Consider the following 23,536-nt stretch of genomic DNA (forward strand, 5'->3'; position numbering starts at 1 on the left):
TGGCGTTCACATTGATGAGATTGCGCAAGGAGCCTGTCTGATGAAAAAAGAGTGTCGTGTTGTTATCTATAAAGAAGGAATTCTCGGGAGTCTGTTTTTTGGTGAAGCCAAAGCCGACCCGGAGAAAATGAGCCGCTTCCTCAATGAGTTCACAATGCAGGGCTGGGAGGTCAAAACCATGTCAGTGGAGCGCCGTAGAACCGGGCTGTTCTGGTCGCGAGAGGCCTATTTGTTCGTGCTTGAACGCCCGCTGTGATCGTCCCGCCTTAAGTTGTTTCATCACGAAATTGTATACCTGGTTAATTATTTGTTTAGATTAACCAGGCTATGATTCATTCAACAACCGTACACCACGTTCAAAAAGGACAACTTAGCGCACACTACACACTGATGGAGGTTAATCATGCTGGGAAATATGCATGTATTTATGGCAGTACTGGGAACCATTCTGTTCTTCGGATTTCTTGCTGCGTATCTAAGCCACAAATGGGATGACTGATGAACGACGATAATCCCCACCCGTAAAAGCCCCCTGCTGCAACTGCGCCAGGGGGCTTTCTGTTTTTGGTTTTTTATCATGGTGTTATCTTTATCGCGAAAAAAAATTGTTGTGTTCCCCAGTCCGTGACCTCGCCACCAATAATAGTTTTCTGAATAGCCTGGCGTACGGCACTCCTCACCGGAATCAATTTCCTGCGGGATTAATCTGATCCCCAAATCAGCGACTGCTATTGTCCAGTTGCTAATAGTTTTTCAATTCTCAAACCGACAACCAATTATGAAGATTTTTGGGATTTACGTTTTGCTGAAGTAACCGCCAGGAATCGTATTTATAATAACCCTCTATTGATAAGCACCCATTCTTTATAGGTGATAATGGTGACAACCATCAAATTACAGGAGATTTTCAGATGAAAAACCGCCTCTACGCTTTAGTGATGACGATGCTGATTGTCTCACCCTCATTGGCCCTTGCCGCGCCAGGACCTGGTCCGGGAGGTCCTGGTCCTGGATTCATCCCACAGCCAACTCCCGCGCCACATCCGCGACTAAGCGTACTGCCGGACCTGGCAACGACATTGATTATCGGCGGGCTGACCTATTATATTGTTAACGATATCTACTATCGCAAACAAGGAACAGAGTATATCCGTGTTGAGGCGCCATCTGGCGTGAACTCCAGCCTGAACGTCGTTGATTACAACGGGAAACGCTACTACGTGCGTGACGGAAGTTATTATCAGAAAGACATCAATGGGAACTATATAGAAGTTCCACGGCCGTCTGGCCTCTGAAGCTAAAAATCCCCCCCCCGAGATAACCCAGGCCCCACTGATGGACAAGGTCCATCAGTGTTTTTTCTGTCAATACATACGCCAATCTCCATATTATCGCCATTATTCTCAGGTAGCCTATCCCGCCGTTTATTTAATGCTCCGTTGATGGAAATCGTATTTACTCAACCGCGTGCATTCACCATTCAGGCAGTATTTATCTGCCAGACGATATTGAATCAGGACAGACTTATGAAAAAATTCACATTAGCTATCTTCACATCGACGCTTTTGATGTTTTCTGCAACATCGATGGCGGCTTCACAACCTGCACCAGATTCACACCAAAAAGTGGTGAAAAAAAACACGAAAAAGAAGGCAAACAAAGAGAACGTCGCCAGGCAACCGGCGAAAAAAGTCGTCAAAGAGAACCACAAACCGCAGTGACATTCTGATGTTCAGGCGAGTGATGGTATTTTCTAGCCACGAGTGAATCCGCTATCACCAGAAAAAAACCGGGGTTTCTCCCGCTTTCTGGGGCATTCCGGTACGGTTTTATTCTGGATTAATCCTGGTTAATGTGCGAAGGCACAGAGAACACAGGGTTCTCCATAAAATATCCACATTTATGCTTTTGAATTAACACTCCCCAGTTCAGGAGTCATCATGAAAAAAATAATCTTCTTCGTTTTTGTGCTCTGCGGAGCGACGTCACTATCCGGCTGCATTCTCCCTCCGGGAGGTCACGGTGGAGGACCAGGCGGCCCCGGCGGTGGGTACTCTCATGGGCCGGACCTTCGTTAAGGTGTTAAGGCCTGTTGGCGTGGTTAGTATTAAAAAACGCCCTCTTCAAGTTAATGCTGGTCACGTAAGGTGGCCAGCATTTTTATGGCTGATTGTAGCGCTGGCATCAGTAAACATGCCTGCTTTCGTTCTTCCCACCTTTTAAAACATTCCGAATTTCAGTCATCAACCGCGACTCATTTAAGAGGACTGTCTCTGCGAGATAGTCATGACATTAGTACAACTATATCGCCACAGAGATTACCCAGGCTATTTTAGTGCCATGATTCGCATCACAAAAATGGAGCGACGAATATCGTTTATGTGAGTTTGTTTAACCAAAATTATTTCCAATAACATGAAGTGAAAACATCATTAATACCTCGGCCTTAGGGTTTGATTTTCTCGTTACTGTATTCCTCCGGGACTCGCAAGCACCTTACTGTAAGGAAGGCTTACAATAAGGAGTAATAATGAAGATATTATTTTAGGTGTACTACTACATTTTTTCATGCTGAAATGATTATCAATTACATTAAAAACCACGCGTGCCTTGCCTCAAATTCAGGCCTAACGCGCACGTTCCCCGCTCATCGTAAGCGGGAGGAATTGTACTAAAGCATAGAAATAACTTGTTTTAATGACCAGGAAAAAAGAAATGAATCAATATAAAAACGCTCAGCACTACAAGTACCCTCGAGGGAAAATATGGCTTGTAGTATGCAGTGGGGCGTTAATTTCTTCAGCCAACAGTTATGCCGCTGATGATGATAATACGATGACAGTGACTGCAACAGAACAAACTGACAGCGGCTATTCCAGCTCGACCTCTTCCGTCGCCAGTAAAACCCCCACCTCCAAACTAAATGAAGCCCAGTCGGTTAGCGTAGTGACCAAAAAGCAACTGGATGATTATCAACCCAGTAACCTCTCCGATGCCATGCGCTTTGTCAGCGGCGTAGCGCAAGCAAATACGCTGGGCCAGACGGAAGACGGTATTGTTCGCCGGGGTTTTGGAACGAACTCCGACGGTTCGATTTTCCGCGATGGCATTCGTAGTAGTCAGGGACTCAACCTTGACGCCACCACAGATCATGTCGAAGTGCTGAAAGGATCATCCTCGTTGTTATACGGTGTTTTGAACCCCGGAGGGATGATTAATGTCGTCAGTAAGAAGCCGCAATATGAATGGCACACGATTATTGGCGGACACTACAATAGCACCGGAGGTGGCGCCGGGAGTATCGATGTTACCGGACCGCTTGGTAACGGTTTCGCCTTCCGTCTGATTGCCGAAAAACAAGCGCAGAATTACTGGCGTGGATACGGCAACGATAAACATACGCTGATCGCACCGTCATTACAGTGGTATGGCGATAAAGCCAGCTTTAATATCAGCTATAGCAGTTATCAATATGATATTCCGTACGACCGTGGTACAGCATTTATTAATGGCAAACCGATTAATATTGGTTACAAAACCCGTCTGGACGATTATTCAAACCATGCATGGGGACGTAATAAAACCTTTAACACATCCTGGGATTATCAATTCAACAACGTTTGGTCGACTCGCGTCACCGTAGGTCTGAACCAACGCCAGTACAGCAGCAATACGGTGACCACCACCGCCATTGATGCCACCAGCGGTGTTGTAACGCGGCGCCCGGATGCTTTCCGCGGTTTTAACCACAAAACAAAATATGTTTCGTGGGATGCCATGGGTACACCAGTAATATTTGGTATGACGCATAATCTGGTCGTCGGTACCGATTACGAAATGAATCAAACCTATCGAGCTCACGCTTATAACGGGACAAAAAATACCGACTTCACGCTGAGCAATCCGGTTTATGGCCTGGAAACCGTCACCGACAGCAGTACAGAAAAAACCGCAGATAGTAATCTACTCAACCGCCTTCACAGCCGCTCTGTTTATCTCAAAGACAGCATTGACCTGACATCACGCTGGACCGCTGTGGCCGGTGGCCGTTATCAGCATTATGAACAACGCGAATCAAAGGGCGATCCAGCCACACTTAGCTATAGCAACGAAGGCAATAAATTCTTACCTCAAACCGGGCTCATTTATAAGCTGACACCTGACGTATCCGTTTACGCCAGTATGAGTAAATCATTTACGCCATCCACTAATCCTGACGACAGCGGCAACGTTGAAGCTCCCGAACAAGGCACCACCTATGAAGTCGGTAGTAAGTGGCAAATGACGCCGGCGCTGTTCGCCACCCTCGCGCTGTACCGGATTGATGAACGTAATATTGCCTTATCATTAAACGGAGAAACGTATGCTGTGGATAAAGCCCGATCCAGCGGCGTTGAAGTAGAAGTGAACGGAGAGATTTATCCGGACTGGGATATGAGTGCGAATTACAGCTACGACCAGGCAGAAATTGTTAACGATAAGAACGACTCTGGTAATAATGGCAACCGCCTGCAAAATGCACCGCGCAATTCCGGAGCGTTATATTTAAGCCATAATATACGTATTGCTCTGTTACCGGGAAGTTTCCGTATTGGCGGCGGCGCTCGTTATGTCGGTACCCGCGCAGGCGATCCTGACAACAGCTTCACCCTTCCAGCATACACGGTCGCAGACAGTTTTATTGGCTGGGATAATCAGCTCTTAGGTAAAAAAACGCATCTACAGTTAAACATTAACAACCTGTTTAACAAGCACTATTATACCTCAAGCGGTGGTAATTTACGCGTCGCCGAAGGTGAAACGCGGAATCTGGTGCTCAGCGCAAATGTTGAGTTCTGAGGTGACAGACGACGCGATTTTAAACACAACTCACTATAATCCACCCAGCACTGAACAACATTCACTGATAAAAACAGAGCCAGATAAAATGAAACGGGTTTACACCAGCGTCCTTCAGTGGCTAATCACCACGGCTATTTTATTAATAGCATCACCGGCTCTCGCCGCCGATAATTTACCCACGGTAAAACCCGTTATAGATTGTAGCCAGTTAGCATCTATTAACTTTAACGATCGGGTTGGCGAAGAAGTGACGGTTAATTCAGCCAGCCCCCTGAAAACTGACAAAGGGATGTACTGTCAGATAAAAGCCACCATCGGCGCATCGATTGGTGTCGAAATCGCGCTGCCACAACAGCGGTGGACGCAGCGCTTCCTGCAGGTTGGATGTGGTGGGCTATGCGGGCAAATCAACCTCACACCGAACAACGCCAGTGGCTGCACGCCGGCCACCCAGGGCGAATTTGTAGTTGCCGCTACCGATATGGGGCACAGCGGCGGCATGATGGATGCCAGCTGGGCGGAAGATCCCCAGAAACGGATCGATTTTGCTTATCGCGCCAATCATCTCACCGCGCTGCTGGCAAAGGCTGCCATTCAGTCTTACTACGGCCAGCCGCAGAAATATGCGTATTTTATGGGGTGTTCCGACGGTGGACGCGAGGCACTCATGGAAGCGCAGCGCTTCCCGGATGATTTTGATGGCATCAGCGCCGGAGCTCCGGCAGCCTTCTTCCAGTTCCAGAACTCATTTTTCCACGGCTGGAACGTTGTCGCTAACCAACGCGCGGATGGTTCAGCAATCCTGTTGCAGGATCGGCTGCCTGTTCTGCATCGTGCGGTACTGACGCACTGCCCGACGCTGTCCGGCGTCAATGATGGCTTATTGGCAAATCCGTATGCGTGCACCTTCTCGCCGGGTTGGGTGAAGACCTGTGCAACAAATCAGACCGATAAATCGAACTGTCTGACGGCGGAAGAAATCAACGTTGCGGAAAAACTCTATCGCGGAGCTGGTGACAGCGCGGGAAATCAGTTTGTGATTGCCGGCCTGCCTCTCGGATCCGAATTGCGCTGGCCAGTACCCTCGACATCCGATGGCCACTCCATGTCAGAAATGATGGCGCTGCCTGCACTACAATCGCTACTGCTACCGGGTGGAAAACAAAACATCACCACCTTAGGTGACTTCCCTCTCAACAAGCAGAACTTTGCTGCTGTCGCGCAACTGGCTCCGCTCTATAACGCGGCCAATACCAATCTCAACGGTTTTATGAAACGCAATGGCAAGCTGATTATGTGGCATGGCCTGGCTGATGATTCCGTCAGTCCGGCATTCTCCATTGCCTACTACCGTGGCGTTGAGGCATATCTCGGTGAGCAATCTACCGAGCAGTTTGTTCGTTTGTTCCTGTTGCCCGGTGTCGGCCATTGTGGAGGTGGAGAAGGCTTAGACCAGATCGACTTACTTTCGCCACTGATGAAATGGACCGAACAACAAATCGCACCAAAAGCGCTGATTACAGGTAAAACGGCCGCGAATGCGCAGGAAAAACCTGGCATGCCGGGCCAGGAAAACACACCGGAAGGGAGTACGGATGCGCAAGCACATTTCCACGGTGTACAGCGCGCCAGTTCGCCGGTGGCTGCCGAAATGCCAACGTTAACCATTACCCGTCCGGTATTTCCTTATCCGTATATTGCAAAATATACCGGTTCAGGATCGCCAGACAACGCGGAGAATTATATTGCGGTGAAATCGACAGCATATGACAACCTCGTAGTAAGGAAGCCAGCCAGCGAGTTTATTGGTCCGAATAATCAGAAAACGTACGTTGCAGAAGGAAGTCAGCTGAAGGTGCAGTAATCATTTACTCAAGCCGTTGTGCTACCGCGCTTCCTCAAACACGGCGTTGCTGATAACACAAAAAAGCCCCATTTCACTTTGTGGGGCTTTTTCAGCGGCGGGTATCAACTAAGCTGCATACCAGCCTATATCACACGTTTACTTCAGCAGCTTATTGTAAACGTAGAAATCGTTATCACGCACAAAGCCATTGTGCTCGTACAACGCTTGCGCCTGGGTGTTATCCGTGGCGGTACTGAGCATGATAAATGCCGAATCGCTCTCTTTCGCCAGCTGTTCTGCGCGATCAATCAGTCGTTGTGCAACGCCGTGCTGGCGGGCGGACTCATCGACAAACAGATCGTAAAGCAACCAGATGCGCTTCATCTCCAGCGAACAAAACAGAGGATAAAGCTGGGTAAACCCCACCGCTTTGCCGTCAACTTCAGCGAAGAAAATGACCGACTCATTTAACTGTAAGCGTTTGAGGATAAAGTCCCTTGCCTGCTGAGCGCGTTCTTCTACCTCGTAGAAGCGACGATAGGCGAGATACAGCGGCAGGACAGTATCGACATCCTGGGCTTGAGCTTGATAAATATTCATACATAAAACCTCATTATTAATACAGTTATAATTGTATTACAAATGGAGTCAACTGTCTGAGGAATATCAATATCTTAAATTTTTGGTGCTCTGGAACTGCCGACGCACTGGGTCTTAACAAGTAAAAAGCCCACCGAGTCTTGCGGGAAAACACATTGAGATCGCTACCTGGCGGGGCTGCGTTTGCTCCCCACCAGGTACTCGTCAGGACGACGATTACTTCTTCTTATTGAGCATTGACTTTAAATCGGCAAACGGATTATAGGTGGCTTCGCCAACGTCTTTTTGCGCATCCTCGCCCGCTACCACGGTCGTACCGTACTGGTCCGCTTCGGTGTATTTCGAGTGTTCGTGGTCGTGGCAATACAGGCACAACAGCTCCCAGTTGCTGCCATCTTCCGGGTTGTTGGTGTGATCGTGGTCGATATGGTGAACCGTTAATTCGCGCAGATTGGAGTAGACAAACTCGCGCGCGCAGCGTCCACACACCCACGGGTAGATTTTTAACGCTTTCTCACGATAGCCGCTTTCCAGCCGCGCATAGTTTTTAGGGATCAGAGCCATAGCCGATGTTACCTATTGCAAAGGGATAATGACGATAGTGTGCCAATATTTCCTGGGGAAAAAAAGTTCTCACAGCAAAACCGCCCAAAGGCGGCCAGGAGAGAGAAAATACCAGCGGAGAAATCAGATTATCCATGACGACTGAATATTATGAGAGCTGTCACTGATATCCGGTGGTTAATTATGGTGAACGGCTTCGATGTTATATCCATCCGGGTCAATTAAAAAAGCGGCATAATAATCTGGATGGTAATGCTCTCGTAGACCCGGCTGACCATTGTCCGTTGCACCGGCGGCAATACCGGCCTGGTAAAATGCGCTTACCGCGTCCTGTGACGAGGCGCTAAAGGCAAAGTGAACGGCTTTACAGGGCGCCGAAGCGCTCTGGTACAGCCAGAAATCACCGCCCGGGTCAAAAGAGCCTGGGTGCTCATGCGATGTTCCGAAACTCACCGCGTTGCCAAAGTCTTTTATTTTCCGATACCCCAGAACCCGCAGCGTCTTTTCATAAAACGCGGCGCTGATTTTTAGATTGGATACCGGCACGCTGATGTGATCGAGCATATACGCCTCCATGTTAGCGCGATGAATGATTTTTCGACCTCCTTCTTAGCACATAAAAACCAGGGTTTCTCCGAGGGGAATAGCAAAACGAGGCCAGGCAGCCCGTCTCTGACGCTGAAACACGCAGGGACGGACGGCCTGGTGGCACAGTGATGGTATTAGCGATGGCTGCAGACAGTGCGCCGGATCGGGAGCATCGTCAGCTGTTCACAAACGCCAGCAGGTCGGCGTTGATCTGATCCGCGTGGGTGGTGGGGATCCCGTGCGGCGCCCCTTTATAAGTATTCAAGGTACCGTTCTGTACCAGGTCGACTGAGAGCACTGCGGAATCGTGGTAGGGCACAACCTGGTCATCATCGCCATGAATCACCAGTACCGGGATGGCGATTTGCTTGAGGTCTTCAGTGAAATCCGTCTGCGAGAAGGCTACGATCCCGTCATAGTGCGCCTTCGCGCCGCCCATCATCCCCTGTCGCCACCAGTTCCAGATAACCCCAGGTAACGGTGTCGCGCCGGGACGGTTGTAGCCGTAAAATGGCCCGGCCGGTACATCATAATAGAATTGCTGCCGGTTGGCGGCGAGCTGCGCCTGAAAGGATTCAAACACCTCAAGCGGCGTGCCCTGCGGATTGCTGTCGGTTTTTACCATCAACGGCGGAACGGCGCTGATCAACACCGCTTTTGAGACCTTATCCTCCGCGTGGCGTACCACATAGCGCACCACCTCGCCGCCGCCGGTCGAGTGGCCGACATGCATTGCTCCCTGTACGCCGAGATGCTGAACCACCGCAGCAACATCATCCGCATAGTGATCCATATCGTGACCGCTGCACACCTGGCTGGAACGGCCATGCCCTCGCCTGTCGTGCGCCACCACCCGGAACCCCTTATTCACGAAGAACAGCATCTGCGCATCCCAGTCATCGCTGGAGAGCGGCCAGCCGTGGTGGAAAAAAATCACCTTGCCCTCTTTTGGCCCCCAGTCTTTATAAAAAATCTCAACACCATCGCTCGTCGTTACGTAACCCATGTCTCTTCTCCTGAATACCGTTAGCTATTGAAGGTTGAAGCAGGTCTTGCGTATGGCGCTGAGGTGGCCTGTTGCCGTGCACCGAGCCGCCAGCGATCGCCATCGATCGCTGAGAGAGTATAGGTTTAAAGTTGCGAGTTAGATCAAGAAATGGGGTTCGCAATAGTCCGGCAGACATTCACCTATAATGCGTCAGGTCGCCACTACACCGAGGGCTGCGTCTTAAAGCGAATGGTTTTGGTCATGTTTTTGCAGGGTTTATTGGGTTCGAAACGCCATTTTGCCACCGCGCTAATCACCACATCATCAAACAGGTGCTGCGGTTCAGACGACAGGATCCATAACTTTTCGACTTTCCCGTCGGCGCCCACATCAAAGCGAATCTTCACTTCACCGCGAATATTATTGGCCGCTGCATAGTAGGGATAGTCTGGCTGGACAAGGTGAAGCAGCTTCGGCTCGTTTTGTTTGACCTGACTGCTGCAGGCCGACAACAGAATACCGGCGGCTAAAAGTAGCGCACATTTGCGTTTCATCATCACATCCATATTGATAATAATTATCAATACTATCACGGAATTGTGCTTGATGATGGTTTTTTCCCGCTTCGGGAAGAGGTAACTCGGAGGGAGATAGCATAACGGAAGACCGCTTGCGTTATTCGCAGGCGGTCAGGTCAGCATCAGACGGCTTTATCCACGCTGGTGTTCGAGCCGGAGGTCAGGATGCGCACCTTGTCGCCCTGGTTAAAGCTCATCCGGCCATCGTACTGCTGGAGCACCTGGATGAGCTGGCCGGACTGGGTCTTGATGGTCAATTGAATCTCCTGCAAAGCCTGGCGTTGTGACTGACGGTAGTGAGACGCACTGGCTCCGGCGGCGGCGCCGGCTACGGTCATGGCGGTCTGTCCTTTACCATTACCAAACTGGTGTCCGACTACGCCCCCGACGGCACCGGCAGCAAGGGTGCGCAGCGGTCGTGAATGAGTTTGGTTACTGATGATCTGGCTTTGCTGTACCACACCATATTCCACCACGGTTTTGGTACCGGCAAAGCTGGGCAGGCTGGTCAATGCGAGGAAGCTGAGAGCGATGAATGCAAGTCTCTTCATAATGTCTCATTTTAGGTTTTCGCGCGGGCGATGAGCGCCTGCGGCAGGATAACCCCGCCATTGCTGGCGGGGCTGGGAATCAGTTCAGGGCGTCAGCAAGATCGTTTTTCACCTGAGTGCGCTGTTCAGGCGTCAGCACCTGATTCACGCCAAAATAGTATTTCACGCGGTAGTAGCGCACTTGCTGATCTAACTGCCCAAAGGCCGCCAGCTGCTGCTTCACTTTCGCATCATCCCATTTGCCGGAATGGATAACATCTACCAGCGCGCCGTCTTTGAAACCGTCGATTTTGATATTGTTAACGTTGGTCTCGAATTCGCTACGCAGGGTCTGAATTTTGCTAACCTGCTCGTTGCTCAGCTTCAGATGTTGTACCACAGGATCCTGAGATACCGGCGGAACATCAGTGGTGCTGGCCGCTTGTGCAGCCACAGAGAAACCCGCGCTCAGCGCGACAGCAATCAGGGTGTTACGGAAGAGTTTATTCACAATCAATTATCCTTAATATCCATAATCAGAGTCTGAAGTATTGATCTCCAAATAAATCCCATCTGTAACAAAGGGTTAAATTTAAATTTGGACAATTTTCCGTGGCGACTACTGCATACCTCATTGCCAGCCAAATCCCTCCTCTGCCATCAGTATTTTATGCTGGGTCAAAAACTCTCGCCCGGGAAGGTTTTGACACCACCCACTATAAAAACAGCATGTTTATGCTGTTAACCGCGTAAAATACGATCAGGTAATAGAATTAAATAAAATGTCAGGCGGGATTTTCCTGCGGACCGGCAAAAAAAAACCGCCAGAGGTCTGGCGGTGAATCAATGCTTGCATGGATAGATTGTGTTTTACATTTTACATAAAGGCGATGTCCATCTCCCTTTATGACTGCCGCTACGCTAGCACATCCATCTTCAATGAAGGGTAAACCAACGCCGCCTACAGCTTCTCAACCAGCGCTTTTAGCTGAGCAACCCACTGCTCCTGTTGCTGTTCGCTGTCGAACCGCCAGGTAGACTGGCGGACAATCAGCCGGGTGGGCAGCAGTTCACGGATCCGCATCTGCGGCGTCACCATCAGCTGAACCAGCTGTTCCACCGCCCTTTTGCCCAGCAGATCGAAGTCCTGAGCAACGGTGGTCAGGGGTGGCTGAAAATAGAGGCTATCGGCAGTGTCGTCATAACCGGTGACCGACACCGCGCGGCTGCCGCTGCGGTTGAGCTGTGCCAGAGCGCTCAACACCCCTAAGGCCATCTGGTCGTTGGCCACCACAATCGCACTGATACGCGGCTGGAGATGGAGCAGTTCAAAGGTTTTGTGCCAGCCGCTGGCGGCGCTCCAGTCGCCGAATACGGTCTGGGCCTGGCTAACGCCCTGGCGATGTAGCGCCTCGCGCCAGCTACCAAGGCGCATGCGCGCAGAGATCGAACTTTCCGGGCCGGCGAGCAGGCCAAACTCCCGGTGCCCCAGCTCCCAAAGGTGTCGGACGCAGGCGCCGCAACCGTCGCGATGATCAAAGCGTACGCAGGACACCTCCGTTTCCGGCGAAACATCGAGAAACAGGCAGGCAATATCGGGATTTTCCTTCACCAGCCGCTCCGCCGTGCTGCTCTCCAGCGGCAGGCTGACTATCGCCCCGCGAATATGCTGCGCACGAAACTCATCCAGCCGCGCCTGCAAGGAGGCGTAATCGCTGCGCTCCGGCATGGCAATCGAGACTTCAAGCTGATGGATTCCCGCGTGGTTTTTTACCGCCGCCGCGATTTGCGACGGCGCATGCAGCGTCAATGAGGCGGTAATCAGCCCGATAGAAGGCGCCGCCTTCCCCGCCAGCAGCTGCGCGGAACGGTTGGGGACATAGTGCAGCGCCTGCATCGCGCGGACGACCTTTTCCCGGGTCCGCTCGGAGACGATCTGCGGATTATTCAGCACCCGGGAGACGGTCTGCTGGGACACCCCGGCTTCACTCGCCACATCCTCTAACGTTGCCGTACGCCGCTGCATGGTGCTCTCCTTTCGGGTCAGACTGAGGGTTTTTTACTATCAATGTCGTCCGCTAACATTTTATGTCTTATTGACGACAAAAATCTGCGCTTTTTTGGGTGTTTCGTGATCGAAGGTCGGTTTCGTTTTCGCCAATATTGCGGCACCAGAAAAAATATCTGATAACGACATCATTCTTGTCTAGCGAATGACATTTCTCTCACTTATCCGTCAGGTATGCGTATGCAACAACATGACTCAAGCGCGGTTCGCTCATTGACGTTTCACGACGTGCTGGCCCGCGAAGACTGGCAAAACCAGACCATTACCCACCTGAATCGCTTAACGGCCCACCCGACCTTTGCCAGCTGGCGTACGGTTGCCGATGCGCGGGATAACCGCGCCTCCGGGCGCCGTCGTCTGCTCGATGGTCAGTGGCAGTTCTCCTACGCCCATAGCCCGTTCGCCGTCGATCCTCGGTGGATCGAGCAGGATCTGGCGGATAGCCGCAGCACGCCGGTGCCGTCAAACTGGCAGATGGAGGGCTACGACGCGCCGATCTACACCAACGTTCGCTACCCTATCGACACCACCCCGCCGCGGGTCCCGGAAGAGAACCCGACCGGCTGCTACTCCCTGAATTTTACCCTCGACCCGCAGTGGCAGGCCGAAGGCCAGACCCAGGTGATTTTCGACGGCGTGAACTCGGCCTTTCACCTGTGGTGCAACGGCGAATGGGTGGGCTACTCCCAGGACAGCCGTCTGCCTGCCGCATTCGACCTGACTCCTTATCTGAAGACGGGCAATAACCGTCTGTGCGTGATGGTTGTGCGCTGGAGCGCCGGGACCTGGCTGGAAGACCAGGATATGTGGCGGATGAGCGGGATCTTCCGCTCGGTCTGGCTGCTCAACAAACCGCAGCAGCATTTGAGCGACGTCCAGCTCACCCCGCAGCTGGATGCCTTGTACCGCGAGGGGGAGCTGCTGGTGAATCTGACCATGAGCGCCCCTGCCGGCACCCTAGACCAGCTGGTGGCCGAAGTCAGCCTGTGGGACGGCGAGCAACAGGTTGCCAGCGCGCGTCAGCAGCCGGGTTCGCCGGTGATTGATGAGCGTGGCAATTATGCTGAGCGCGCCCAGCTGCGCCTGGCGGTCGATCGCCCGGCCCTGTGGAGCGCTGAAACGCCGCACTGCTATCGCGCGGTGGTGGCGCTGTGGCGCGGCGACGAACTGCTGGAAGCCGAAGCCTGGGATATCGGTTTTCGCAAGGTGGAGATTAACAACGGCCTGTTGCTGCTGAACGGCAAACCACTGCTGATCCGCGGGGTCAACCGCCATGAGCATCACCACCAGCGCGGCCAGGTGGTCACCGAAGCGGATATGCTACAGGACATTCTGCTGATGAAGCAGAATAACTTTAACGCCGTGCGTTGCTCACATTATCCCAACGCCTCGCGCTGGTATGAGCTTTGCAACCGCTACGGTCTGTACGTGGTCGATGAAGCCAATATTGAAACCCACGGCATGGTGCCGATGAACCGCCTCTCCGACGATCCGGCGTGGCTCCCGGCCTTCAGCGCCCGCGTCAGCCGGATGCTGCAATGCAACCGCAATCATCCGTCGATCATTATCTGGTCGCTGGGCAATGAATCCGGCGGCGGGTCAAACCATGAAGCGATGTACCACTGGCTGAAGCGCCAGGATCCGACGCGCCCGGTGCAGTACGAAGGCGGCGGTGCCGACAGCAGCACCACCGATATCATCTGCCCGATGTACGCCCGCGTCGAGCGTGACCAGCCGATCCCAGCGGTGCCCAAATGGGGCATTAAGAAGTGGATAAGTTTGCCAGGTGAACAGCGCCCGCTGATCCTCTGCGAATATGCGCACGCCATGGGCAACAGCCTCGGTAACTTCGCCGATTACTGGCAGGCTTTCCGCGACTATCCGCGTCTGCAGGGCGGTTTTATCTGGGACTGGGCCGATCAGGCAATTGAAAAAACCTTCGATGACGGTACTACCGGCTGGGCCTACGGCGGTGATTTTGGCGATAAACCCAACGATCGCCAGTTTTGTATGAACGGGCTGGTCTTCCCGGACCGCCGTCCGCACCCTTCGCTGATTGAAGCAAAGCACGCCCAGCAATATTTCCAGTTCGCTCTGCTGGAGCAATCTCCGCTGCGGGTCAGCGTGGAGAGCGAATATCTGTTCCGCACGACGGACAATGAACAGCTGTACTGGCAGGTGCAATGCGCTGGCGAAACCGTTGCCAGCGGCAGCCTCGCCCTGAACCTTGCCCCACAGGGCCACGGCGAACTCACTCTCTGTGAGCAGCTGACGCTACCGACTGGTGCGAAAGAGGTGTGGCTGATGCTCGAAGTTCGCCAGCCGCAGGCGACTGCCTGGTCTGATGCCGGGCACCGGGTGGCCTGGGGGCAGTTCGCCCTCGCCGCTCCGCTGGCCTTACCTGCGCCAACCGCCAGCGGCCCGACGCCTGAGCTGGCGATCGCTGACCAGACCTTTACCGTCAGCCACGGCTCCCGGCAATGGATTATCGATCGCCAGAGCGGTCTGTTAAGCCACTGGCAGGTCGAGGGCAAAGAGCAGTTGCTGACGCCGCTGTGCGATCAGTTCGTCCGTGCCCCGCTGGACAACGATATTGGCGTCAGCGAAGTGGAACGTATCGACCCTAACGCCTGGGTTGAGCGCTGGAAAAGCGCCGGTCTTTACCAACTGGAAAGACGCTGCGTGCACTGCGAGGCACACCACCTGGATCATGAGGTGATCGTCGACAGCCGCTGGCACTATCTGCGCGGCGATGAAGTGGTCATCGTCAGCCAGTGGCGGATGACCTTCGACAACGCTGGCCAGCTGCAGCTGGCGGTAAGTGGCGAGCGCGCAGGTACTCTGCCGCCGCTGCCGCGCGTGGGCCTGCATTTCCAGGTCGCCGACCAACAGACGCCGGTTTCGTGGCTCGGCTATGGGCCGCATGAAAACTACCCGGACCGTAAAAGCAGCGCCTGTTTCGCCCGCTGGCAGCTTCCGCTGGAGGAGATGACCACGCCGTATATTTTCCCGACGGAGAACGGCCTGCGCTGTGACAACAAGGCCCTGGACTGGGGACGCTGGCACGTTGCGGGCAAGCGCTTCCACTTCTCGGTTCAGCCTTACAGCACCACCCAGTTAATGGAGACCGACCACTGGCACCGGATGACGCCAGAAAGCGGCGTCTGGATCACCCTCGACGGCCAGCATATGGGCGTCGGCGGGGATGATTCCTGGACACCGAGCGTGCTGCAGCAGTGGCTGCTGCTCGAGACACAATGGCAGTATCAGCTAACGATTTATTTCCAGTAAAACAATAACGGGGAGCTACGGCCCCCCATAATAAAAACAGTCATACCCGTCATACTTCAGGATGGTTTTTGGCGGAAATCAGCTTCATCTCATATGAGATGAAGCTCAGGGACGGATGGGTTACTGTGCGCCTACGGCACAGCAGCTGGAATGATGATGACGAGTATAATAACAACGGAACATCTCTATGAAATTCTCTGAACTGACGCCACGAGAACGGCATAATTATATCTACTTCCTGCTGTTCTTTTTCTTTTACTACTTCATTATGTCGGCCTACTTTCCCTTTTTCCCGGTATGGCTGGCAGACGTTAACCATTTAACCAAGACCGAAACCGGGATTGTCTTCTCCTCTATTTCGCTGTTCGCCATTATCTGCCAACCGATTTTTGGCCTGATTTCGGACAAGCTCGGCCTGCGCAAACACCTGCTGTGGACCATCACGGTGTTATTAATTCTGTTCGCGCCGTTTTTTATCTTTGTGTTCTCGCCGCTGCTGCAGATGAATATTATCGCCGGGTCGCTGGTGGGCGGACTTTATCTGGGGATTGTTTTCTCCAGCGGTTCTGGTGCGGTGGAGGCCTACATCGAGCGCGTCAGTCGCGCCAACCGTTTTGAATACGGCAAGGTGCGGGTTGCCGGCTGCATCGGCTGGGCGCTTTGCGCTTCCATCACCGGTATCCTGTTCGGCATTGACCCCAATATCACCTTCTGGATTGCCTCCGGGTTTGCGCTGGTGCTGGGGGTATTGCTGTGGTTTTCCCGTCCGGAAAGCAGCAACAGCGCCCAGGTAATGGATGCCTTAGGCGCCAACCGTCAGACCTTTTCCCTGCGCGTCGCGGCAGAACTGCTGCGGATGCCGCGCTTCTGGGGGTTTATTATCTACGTGGTGGGTGTTGCCAGCGTCTATGACGTCTTCGATCAGCAGTTTGCCAACTTCTTTAAAGGCTTTTTCGCCGACCCACAACGCGGCACCGAAGTGTTTGGCTTTGTCACCACCGGTGGGGAATTACTGAATGCGCTGATTATGTTTTGCGCCCCCGCTATCGTAAACCGCATCGGGGCGAAAAACGCGCTGCTGACCGCCGGGATTATCATGTCGGTGCGTATTCTCGGATCGTCGTTTGCCACCTCGGCAGTCGAAGTGGTGATATTAAAAATGCTGCATATGTTTGAAGTCCCGTTCCTGCTGGTCGGGACCTTTAAATATATCTCGTCCGCATTTAACCCGAAACTGTCCGCTACTCTGTTCCTGATTGGCTTTAACTTATCGAAGCAGCTCTCTGGCGTGGTGCTGTCTGCGTGGGTGGGCCGGATGTACGATACCGTCGGATTCCATCAGGCATACCTGATTCTGGGATCGATTACGTTAGGATTCACGGTGCTCTCGCTGTTCACCCTGAAAGGCAGTAAAACCTTGCTGCCGGCTACCGGCTATAACAACGCGACGTAGGTCGCAGACCGGCGGCCCGTTGCGATTAACGGGCCGACCGATTGGCCTGCCTGACTCAGCAAAGCGACTTTTTCATGCCTCTGCTCAGCGCCACTCGTTTGAGCTTGTCAGCGTCATCGTGAGACTCACTGAACACACCAAAAAAGTAGCGTTCGTCATCAATCGTTTGCGAGACGATCCGATAGCTCAGCGGCTGGCCGGATTTTGCACCATACTGCGCAGCAGTAACGGACAGCTCCGTCGCATTATCGGCGACGCTGACCAGCAGGCCATCAGCCCTTCCCCCCACCAGCATGACCTTAATTAACGGGTCCACCATGTTCCTCCTGGATGGGTCAATAAGTAATGTGTGATTACCGACATCGTAGAGCATTTACGCTACCTTCAGTATATTCTTATAGTTCATACCAGCCTGAAATAAAAAATTGCTTTTTTATGCTGCGCTAAGTTTATGCTGCGCTAAGCGTTGATTATTGCTGGTAAAAGCTGGCGAATGATGAAGGAAAAAAGAGAAATTGTGAATCTTCATAAGTCTTATTTATCATGATTTCCGTTGCTCTGCCGCAGCCACTTCAGCCTCAGCGAACCCTCACAATAAGACCCAAGGAAATCCCCGAGATGTGCCATAGTCGCTTTGCCCTACTCCCATTACTCGCCGCGCTGGCCCTGCCAGCCTGGGCCCATGAAGCCACCATCAGCCGCGTTAAAACCGCCGAAAGCATGCTTCAGGGCCAGGTTGGCTATGCTGAGCTGGATTTAACCACCGGCCGTTTACTGGCGGGCTACCGTGCGGACCAACGCTTTCCAATGATGAGTACCTTTAAGGTGTTGCTCTGCGGGGCGGTGCTGGCGCGGGTCGACAGCGGCGAGGAAAAACTCGATCGCCGGATCCACTACCGTCAGCAGGATCTGGTGGAATATTCTCCACAAACCGAAAAGCACCTCGACGACGGGCTTACCGTGGGTGAACTCTGTGCCGCCACTATTACGTTAAGCGACAACACCGCAGCAAACCTGCTGCTGACCGCCGTCGGCGGCCCGCAGGGATTAACCGCGTTTCTGCGCCGCAGCGGCGATCAAACGTCACGACTCAACCGCTGGGAGCCGGAGCTTAACGCCGCCGTGCCGGGCGACGTGCGCGATACCACCACCCCACAAGCGATGGCTACCACCCTGCGCCGTTTGTTAACCGGCGGCGTGCTTTCCGCATCATCGCAACAGCAGTTACAGCGCTGGATGATCGATGATCAGGTCGCTGGCCCGCTGCTGCGCGCGTCGCTGCCATCAGGCTGGTTTATCGCCGATAAAACCGGGGCTGGACAGCGCGGTTCACGCGGCATCATCGCCGCCCTCGGCCCGGACGGGAAACCGTCACGTATCGTGGTGATTTACCTCACCGACACCGACGCCACCATGGCGGCGCGCAATCAGCAAATTGCAGAGATAGGCGCCACGCTGGTCGAGAACTGGTCCGCAACGCCGTAGCGGCCAGCCAGACCGCAGGTGGTCCGGGCATAAAAAAGCCTCGCGATGCGAGGCCAGTCCGGTCAGCTGCAGCGAGGTTAGTCTTCCTCGTAACCTTCAAGGGCATCCTGGATGGCGTCCGCCAGCGAAGCGACTTCCTGCGCCACGTTGCGTAAATCCATCTGGCTACGAATACCGGAATTAGCGGTCGACGAAGAGACCGCTGCTTTCGAAATCTCCAATGCGGCCTGAACAGCAAGAAGACGCTTATGCTTTTCGATAGCCGTATCGCCGCTATCACCATCTAACTGAAAGTATTTATCTAACATCTCGGTTCCTTCTCAGCCATTTCATTGTCGAAGGCCATATTCTGGTCTAAACGGGCTAAAATAAACAGCTAAAAAATATTAATTACAAAGAGTTAACTTTTCATAACCCGCAAAACAGCCCAGGGTCTCCGCCATTTCTCGCCGCGGACCTGTCAGATGACGGTTTACGAACTCAACCCGCGGTTCTCCAGCATCGGCTCAATCTTAGGGTCGTGCCCGCGCCACTGGCGGTAAAGTTCAGCTAAATCAGTGCTGTTGCCGCGGGACAGAATTGCTTCGCGATGTCTCCTCCCAAAAAAATTTATAGACTCCATATAAAAAATCATTCATTTCCATAGCTTGTATAAAGTTTCTCATTCACTGCTAGAAAACAACCATGCATTAGCTAAGATGAAATTAACCTGACTGTCAAAAGTCATGCATGCGGCTCCAAAAACAACAAACACCCATGGGAATTAGATATGAATGAAATCAGCAATATGATTAGCAAACTATTTGATTCTTCTGGCAGCATCATAAAAAATGCCATCCAACTTATTCCTGTTTTTATATTTCTCTCTTGCGTTTTACTTTGGCTTCATTTAAAGGGAATCTACCGACTAGATTTGTTCATGCCTAGCATGACAAACATCGCCAATGTAGTCCCTGTAATATTATCTTTTTTCCTGTACACCATCAAACTATTGATCCCATCGATTCCATTATTGCTAGTGCCTTTTTTATTTAGAAAAAACACCGAGAAATCTAACACACAATTACCAATCAGATTGGCGCTAGCTATTTTATTAGCGCTTACCTTTTTCGCAGTATCAATACCATCCATTGCATTTATTTTTAACATGAAAGGAATCAGCCCCGACTATTATATGATGACGACGCTAGCAATGAACATAGCATTAACAGCACTTATTATTAAGTTTATTATTGGGTTTAGCGAGACGCTAAAAAGCCTTGCATTAATAGTGATTATATGCACATCAATGAAAATTTCATTTCGGACCATGCAATCTCTTTTAGAACAAATCGTTGGAGCTCAAGCAAACACATTTATACCAATCACAATGTTATTTGTAATTTATATACTATGCATTTTTACACCTGCCATTACATATATCTATTCGAGTATTAAAAACAGCCATATCAATATAAAGCTTTTATCTGTGGCATTCATGCTTCTTATAGTCCCAATGTCTCTAATCAAAGAAGTTAACGCATATGCGATTGAAAAAACCATGATATCAATAGGGATTGCAGACTGGTGCGTGAACACTTATAGAGTGAACGGAACAAAATACTCAAGCGAAATTTTCCCTGCTGAACACTGGAATACTAAAACAATAAAGGATAATAGCCATTTTTACATCAGTGCAACAGCCCCATTCAACCTCGGAGATAAAGTATTATTATGCCCTGAATATATAAACACAAATTACAAATCCACCATACTTATAAATTTCAACGAGAACAAGGAAGAGAAAAAAGTTTTTATGCGACTAGTCAGAAAGCAATTCCAAAACTGTTTTATCTTTAACCCACTGGATATTAATAAATCCAATACAACATTTACTAATATACTTGACGCTCGGCAACTACCACCAGTAGAGAAATGTATTTAATACTCATACCCATTACCTTCCAACTCAACCCAAACGCCTGCTGAAACTGAAACGATGCCAAACTATCGCGACCGATATCACGTTGCAGCAGGTCTACCACAGCATTTTCGTCCGGCATACTGAACAGCTGCACAGCCTGAGAGCATTATTAGTAATAATGCCATAAAAATTTTGATGCTATCCATTTGTACCCCTCATAATTAATAGCCTGCAATTTGATTGTTCAAAAGCAATCATCTGATGACTTTTATGGTTTATTTAAGCTGAAGTTTATTGTTTCTCGGGCAATGCCGGGCTTTCCTGGCTCATATTTACTTTTTTTTATCGTGTATTTAATCTCTCTAAAGAAAGGCTCGGCACCGGTTGTCTCAACAGAAGTAACCTCGCCTTTTTCATTTACTGAGGCGGCGTATTTTACCGCTCCCGTAATCCCTCTAGCCATAGCAGAAGCTGGATAATAAGGGTTTGGGCAACTTATACGTACAGGCACTATTTCTTCTTTATTTTCAACAGCAAGTGCCACGTTTGATATAAAAACAGCAGAAATCAGAAGTAATGCTTTTTTCATAAACGATACCATTTGTTGTTTTCCTTGCGTCAAAAGGTCACTAATGAGCATTTTGCATGTAACGCCGGAGACTGCCAACAGGTCAACGTTTACCTTGTCCTGCTCGTCTTTCGGTTTGGCTGCAATATTCCACTTTGACATAAAGTACCCCCTCCTCAATTTGGATGGTTTACATCACGCTAATTTTACTGGTAGATGCACTCTATCATCTGTTTTCAAAAAATCCTGTGCATCTCTATATAATTCACGAAGAACGTCAATTTTATAGGCTTCCTTGATTTTCTTGAGCGTGTAAGCACCACCTATTTCACCATTAATTGATGGTCTCAATTGGCGAATAAGCACATCTGTTAATAATTTCTTTTCATTCTCTGAAGTTTTTGCTGTAGCAATGGCAAGTTTTGCATAATGGCAAGCAGTTGCGAGTTCAACCAGTTTTTCTTTTTTTCAATTACAAAAGAGTCCTCACCTACACAACTATTACACCTCTCTGCAAGTTTAAATATCTCATCCAGTATACGAGAGTTTTCGCTTTGCCTGACGCTAAATTCAATTGTCCTTTTAGCCTGAAAGGTTGCATAAGCGGCAAATACAGCTGACCCTACCCCCCTAATATCTCTTGCATACGGCCCGTAGGTGATCACCTTTATCACGCAGAAATAATGCTTATGAACGGTCTTAACCCCCATTCCAATCAGGTCCGCTATCTGCAACCGGATTACTCCCGTATTTATCCATACAAAAAATAGACGCATACTTGAAACATCCAAATCAAGGCGATATCACCTTACTGAGACTTGTGCACCATAACTTCAGTTGCATGAAATAACCCATGAGACAAAAATCGCCCATCATCATTGAAAATGATCTACACATAATCCCTTTGATGGAAAAACAAACCAAGAAAATTTCTCTTAAAAATTGTACTAATGAGCTATAAATATTAGTGAGTAAATATTATAAATAAATATTCTTAGGTTAAGATAAAAGGATTCTAAAAATGGTCAACATAGTCGCATCATATCAAGATCTTAAAGCAACCACTCCAGAGTTCGAGGGACAAGCTGTCTTACTATCCGCTTTCTACGATGATGACTGGAATTCAGAAAACAATGGTGTACCCTACGGTAGAGGCGAGTTTATAGCTATTCATGGAGATGTAATTGATGATGGAGGGTTTAGATGTGTACCTGTTGGTTTAAGTGACTATATTGGCAAAGAGTTATCGAAAATGACACCCTAAGACCAGATTATTTCGGAGCAAAATGTAACTCCATTAGAACATCAGCCGGAACAGACGCCACTTCAGCTTTGAACAACATGTTCGCAACAGCAATAGCACGTAATTTCTCCATTGAATTCCCGGCAAAGATTCAAGGTTCAAGCGCGAATGAAAGAGCATTTTATGTAACATCTTCAATAAATGCAACGGGCATCCACATTATCAAAGGCGAGCTATTAGTTCATATTAAATCATCTACGTTTGACAAGACTAAAGGACAATACGCGCTGTTATTAGGAGACCCAAACACTGACAAGTCAACCATACAAAATGGACTCACTTTTGACTCTATAACTGTTCGCGATCTGGATAAAAGAGCTACAGAAATGGGTGGTGTATATTTAAAATACACTGCAGCCTTTGGTCAATTCATCAGGGCAATAGATTTTAATGGTTGTGGTATTGAACTAGCACCTGTATATGATTCTACTTTTTCATTAATTACTGAGCGCTGTGGTAACATATCGAATTACGCCATTTTCACTAATGGTAATGGTGATGAATGTAACGCAGTTACAATAACCTCGATCCTTTGCCATGACTCCTATCATAAAGGGATATTTTTCGCTGGATCAAAACATAACATTATAAATGTGCATGCTGAAGCAAACAGTGTGCTTTCCACAGATGACGGTTATATCGGCTTGACTGGCTCAGTGACAAATACAGGATTAAAATATGTTAATCATGTCTTTTATCTTGTCGACGGCCACCTAGGGAATTTATCTTTTAATGATTATGGTAATACTAACGGGAAAACATACTATGGCGACAAGGATACCTTAAACTCTGTTTATGGTTCTCATGTTGCAATAGCTTTAGTGAAATCCACATGTGACCATGTGACTAACGAAATTATAAATAACAACGGAGGGAACATTGGTAGAATATCATTTTTTACAGCAAATACGTATTCAGCAATCAAACAC

General features: G+C 50.2%; 22 protein-coding genes and 1 pseudogene. 11 read left to right on the forward strand and 12 right to left on the reverse strand.

The window, feature by feature from the left end; translation table 11 throughout:
* The first annotated feature begins 40 nt into the window (after positions 1-40).
* The 6 genes from ACMYSO_RS02580 to ACMYSO_RS02605 all read left to right on the forward strand — a co-directional run bounded on the left by ACMYSO_RS02580 (position 41) and on the right by ACMYSO_RS02605 (position 6,706).
* Complete coding sequence (locus ACMYSO_RS02580) at positions 41-256, forward strand: DUF4177 domain-containing protein (RefSeq protein WP_123754423.1); 216 nt, start codon at positions 41-43, stop codon at positions 254-256.
* Positions 257-403: 147 nt separating this feature from the next.
* The gene (mgtS, locus tag ACMYSO_RS02585) at positions 404-499 is read left to right on the forward strand and encodes a protein MgtS (protein ID WP_004102377.1); all 96 of its coding nucleotides are present in this window, start codon (positions 404-406) and stop codon (positions 497-499) included.
* A 412-nt stretch (positions 500-911) separates the two neighbouring features.
* Complete coding sequence (locus ACMYSO_RS02590) at positions 912-1,295, forward strand: DUF6515 family protein (RefSeq protein ID WP_434669121.1); 384 nt, start codon at positions 912-914, stop codon at positions 1,293-1,295.
* A 147-nt stretch (positions 1,296-1,442) separates the two neighbouring features.
* Positions 1,443-1,721, forward strand: coding sequence for a hypothetical protein (locus ACMYSO_RS02595; RefSeq protein WP_434669122.1), 279 nt, complete (start codon positions 1,443-1,445; stop codon positions 1,719-1,721).
* 994 nt (positions 1,722-2,715) lie between these two features.
* Positions 2,716-4,839: a TonB-dependent siderophore receptor gene (locus ACMYSO_RS02600; RefSeq protein ID WP_434669124.1), complete on the forward strand. Its 2,124-nt coding sequence runs from the start codon at positions 2,716-2,718 to the stop codon at positions 4,837-4,839.
* An 88-nt stretch (positions 4,840-4,927) separates the two neighbouring features.
* Positions 4,928-6,706 (forward strand): tannase/feruloyl esterase family alpha/beta hydrolase, encoded by a 1,779-nt coding sequence (locus ACMYSO_RS02605; protein WP_434670719.1) that lies wholly within the window; start codon positions 4,928-4,930, stop codon positions 6,704-6,706.
* Between the two features lie 138 nt (positions 6,707-6,844).
* Here the strand turns inward: ACMYSO_RS02605 and ACMYSO_RS02610 are convergent, their stop codons facing one another.
* From ACMYSO_RS02610 to ACMYSO_RS02645, 8 genes are all read right to left on the reverse strand, one after another.
* Positions 6,845-7,288, reverse strand: a complete 444-nt coding sequence (locus tag ACMYSO_RS02610; protein ID WP_434669125.1) for a GNAT family N-acetyltransferase — start codon at positions 7,286-7,288, stop codon at positions 6,845-6,847.
* Positions 7,289-7,504: 216 nt separating this feature from the next.
* Positions 7,505-7,852: an HNH nuclease YajD gene (gene yajD, locus ACMYSO_RS02615; protein WP_123754471.1), complete on the reverse strand. Its 348-nt coding sequence runs from the start codon at positions 7,850-7,852 to the stop codon at positions 7,505-7,507.
* A gap of 177 nt (positions 7,853-8,029) precedes the next feature.
* Positions 8,030-8,416, reverse strand: coding sequence for a VOC family protein (locus tag ACMYSO_RS02620; protein ID WP_434669126.1), 387 nt, complete (start codon positions 8,414-8,416; stop codon positions 8,030-8,032).
* Between the two features lie 199 nt (positions 8,417-8,615).
* Positions 8,616-9,446 (reverse strand): alpha/beta fold hydrolase, encoded by an 831-nt coding sequence (locus ACMYSO_RS02625; protein ID WP_123754475.1) that lies wholly within the window; start codon positions 9,444-9,446, stop codon positions 8,616-8,618.
* Between the two features lie 203 nt (positions 9,447-9,649).
* The gene (locus tag ACMYSO_RS02630; protein ID WP_434669127.1) at positions 9,650-9,985 is read right to left on the reverse strand and encodes a TonB family protein; all 336 of its coding nucleotides are present in this window, start codon (positions 9,983-9,985) and stop codon (positions 9,650-9,652) included.
* Positions 9,986-10,128: 143 nt separating this feature from the next.
* Complete coding sequence (locus ACMYSO_RS02635) at positions 10,129-10,557, reverse strand: glycine zipper 2TM domain-containing protein (RefSeq protein WP_434669129.1); 429 nt, start codon at positions 10,555-10,557, stop codon at positions 10,129-10,131.
* A gap of 79 nt (positions 10,558-10,636) precedes the next feature.
* A complete protein-coding gene (locus ACMYSO_RS02640; protein WP_434669130.1) occupies positions 10,637-11,047 on the reverse strand; it encodes a Spy/CpxP family protein refolding chaperone in 411 nt (136 codons plus the stop codon).
* Between the two features lie 450 nt (positions 11,048-11,497).
* Positions 11,498-12,562 carry a LacI family DNA-binding transcriptional regulator gene (locus ACMYSO_RS02645; protein ID WP_434669131.1) on the reverse strand — a complete coding sequence of 355 codons (1,065 nt, stop codon included), beginning with the start codon at positions 12,560-12,562 and terminating at the stop codon, positions 11,498-11,500.
* A 222-nt stretch (positions 12,563-12,784) separates the two neighbouring features.
* Here ACMYSO_RS02645 and ACMYSO_RS02650 point away from each other — a divergent pair, with 222 nt between their 5' ends.
* Positions 12,785-15,895, forward strand: coding sequence for a beta-galactosidase (locus ACMYSO_RS02650; protein ID WP_434669132.1), 3,111 nt, complete (start codon positions 12,785-12,787; stop codon positions 15,893-15,895).
* A gap of 187 nt (positions 15,896-16,082) precedes the next feature.
* Entirely contained in the window at positions 16,083-17,348 is a 1,266-nt protein-coding gene (locus ACMYSO_RS02655; RefSeq protein WP_434669134.1) for an MFS transporter, read from the forward strand.
* Positions 17,349-17,403: 55 nt separating this feature from the next.
* On the opposite strand, the gene ACMYSO_RS02660 is transcribed toward ACMYSO_RS02655, so the two are convergent.
* Positions 17,404-17,664 (reverse strand): hypothetical protein, encoded by a 261-nt coding sequence (locus ACMYSO_RS02660; protein WP_174509397.1) that lies wholly within the window; start codon positions 17,662-17,664, stop codon positions 17,404-17,406.
* Between the two features lie 302 nt (positions 17,665-17,966).
* Between ACMYSO_RS02660 and bla the strand changes: the two genes are divergently transcribed.
* A complete protein-coding gene (bla, locus tag ACMYSO_RS02665) occupies positions 17,967-18,833 on the forward strand; it encodes a PLA/ORN/TER family class A beta-lactamase (protein ID WP_434669135.1) in 867 nt (288 codons plus the stop codon).
* A gap of 77 nt (positions 18,834-18,910) precedes the next feature.
* Here bla and ACMYSO_RS02670 read toward each other — a convergent pair whose 3' ends face one another.
* Positions 18,911-19,141, reverse strand: a complete 231-nt coding sequence (locus tag ACMYSO_RS02670) for a hypothetical protein (RefSeq protein ID WP_123754483.1) — start codon at positions 19,139-19,141, stop codon at positions 18,911-18,913.
* 164 nt (positions 19,142-19,305) lie between these two features.
* Positions 19,306-19,434: pseudogene (locus ACMYSO_RS02675) on the reverse strand (hypothetical protein); the annotation flags it as partial.
* A gap of 168 nt (positions 19,435-19,602) precedes the next feature.
* Between ACMYSO_RS02675 and ACMYSO_RS02680 the strand changes: the two are divergent.
* Complete coding sequence (locus tag ACMYSO_RS02680) at positions 19,603-20,757, forward strand: hypothetical protein (RefSeq protein ID WP_434669137.1); 1,155 nt, start codon at positions 19,603-19,605, stop codon at positions 20,755-20,757.
* A 247-nt stretch (positions 20,758-21,004) separates the two neighbouring features.
* Here ACMYSO_RS02680 and ACMYSO_RS02685 read toward each other — a convergent pair whose 3' ends face one another.
* Entirely contained in the window at positions 21,005-21,466 is a 462-nt protein-coding gene (locus ACMYSO_RS02685) for an energy transducer TonB (RefSeq protein WP_434669139.1), read from the reverse strand.
* 859 nt (positions 21,467-22,325) lie between these two features.
* On the opposite strand from ACMYSO_RS02685, the gene ACMYSO_RS02690 reads away from it, so the two are divergent.
* On the forward strand, positions 22,326-22,568 hold the full coding sequence (locus ACMYSO_RS02690) for a hypothetical protein (RefSeq protein ID WP_434669140.1): 243 nt from the start codon (positions 22,326-22,328) through the stop codon (positions 22,566-22,568).
* Positions 22,569-23,536: the final 968 nt, after the last annotated feature.

The organism is Klebsiella sp. B345, from assembly GCF_051131735.1.
Classification (GTDB): Bacteria; Pseudomonadota; Gammaproteobacteria; order Enterobacterales; family Enterobacteriaceae; genus Klebsiella.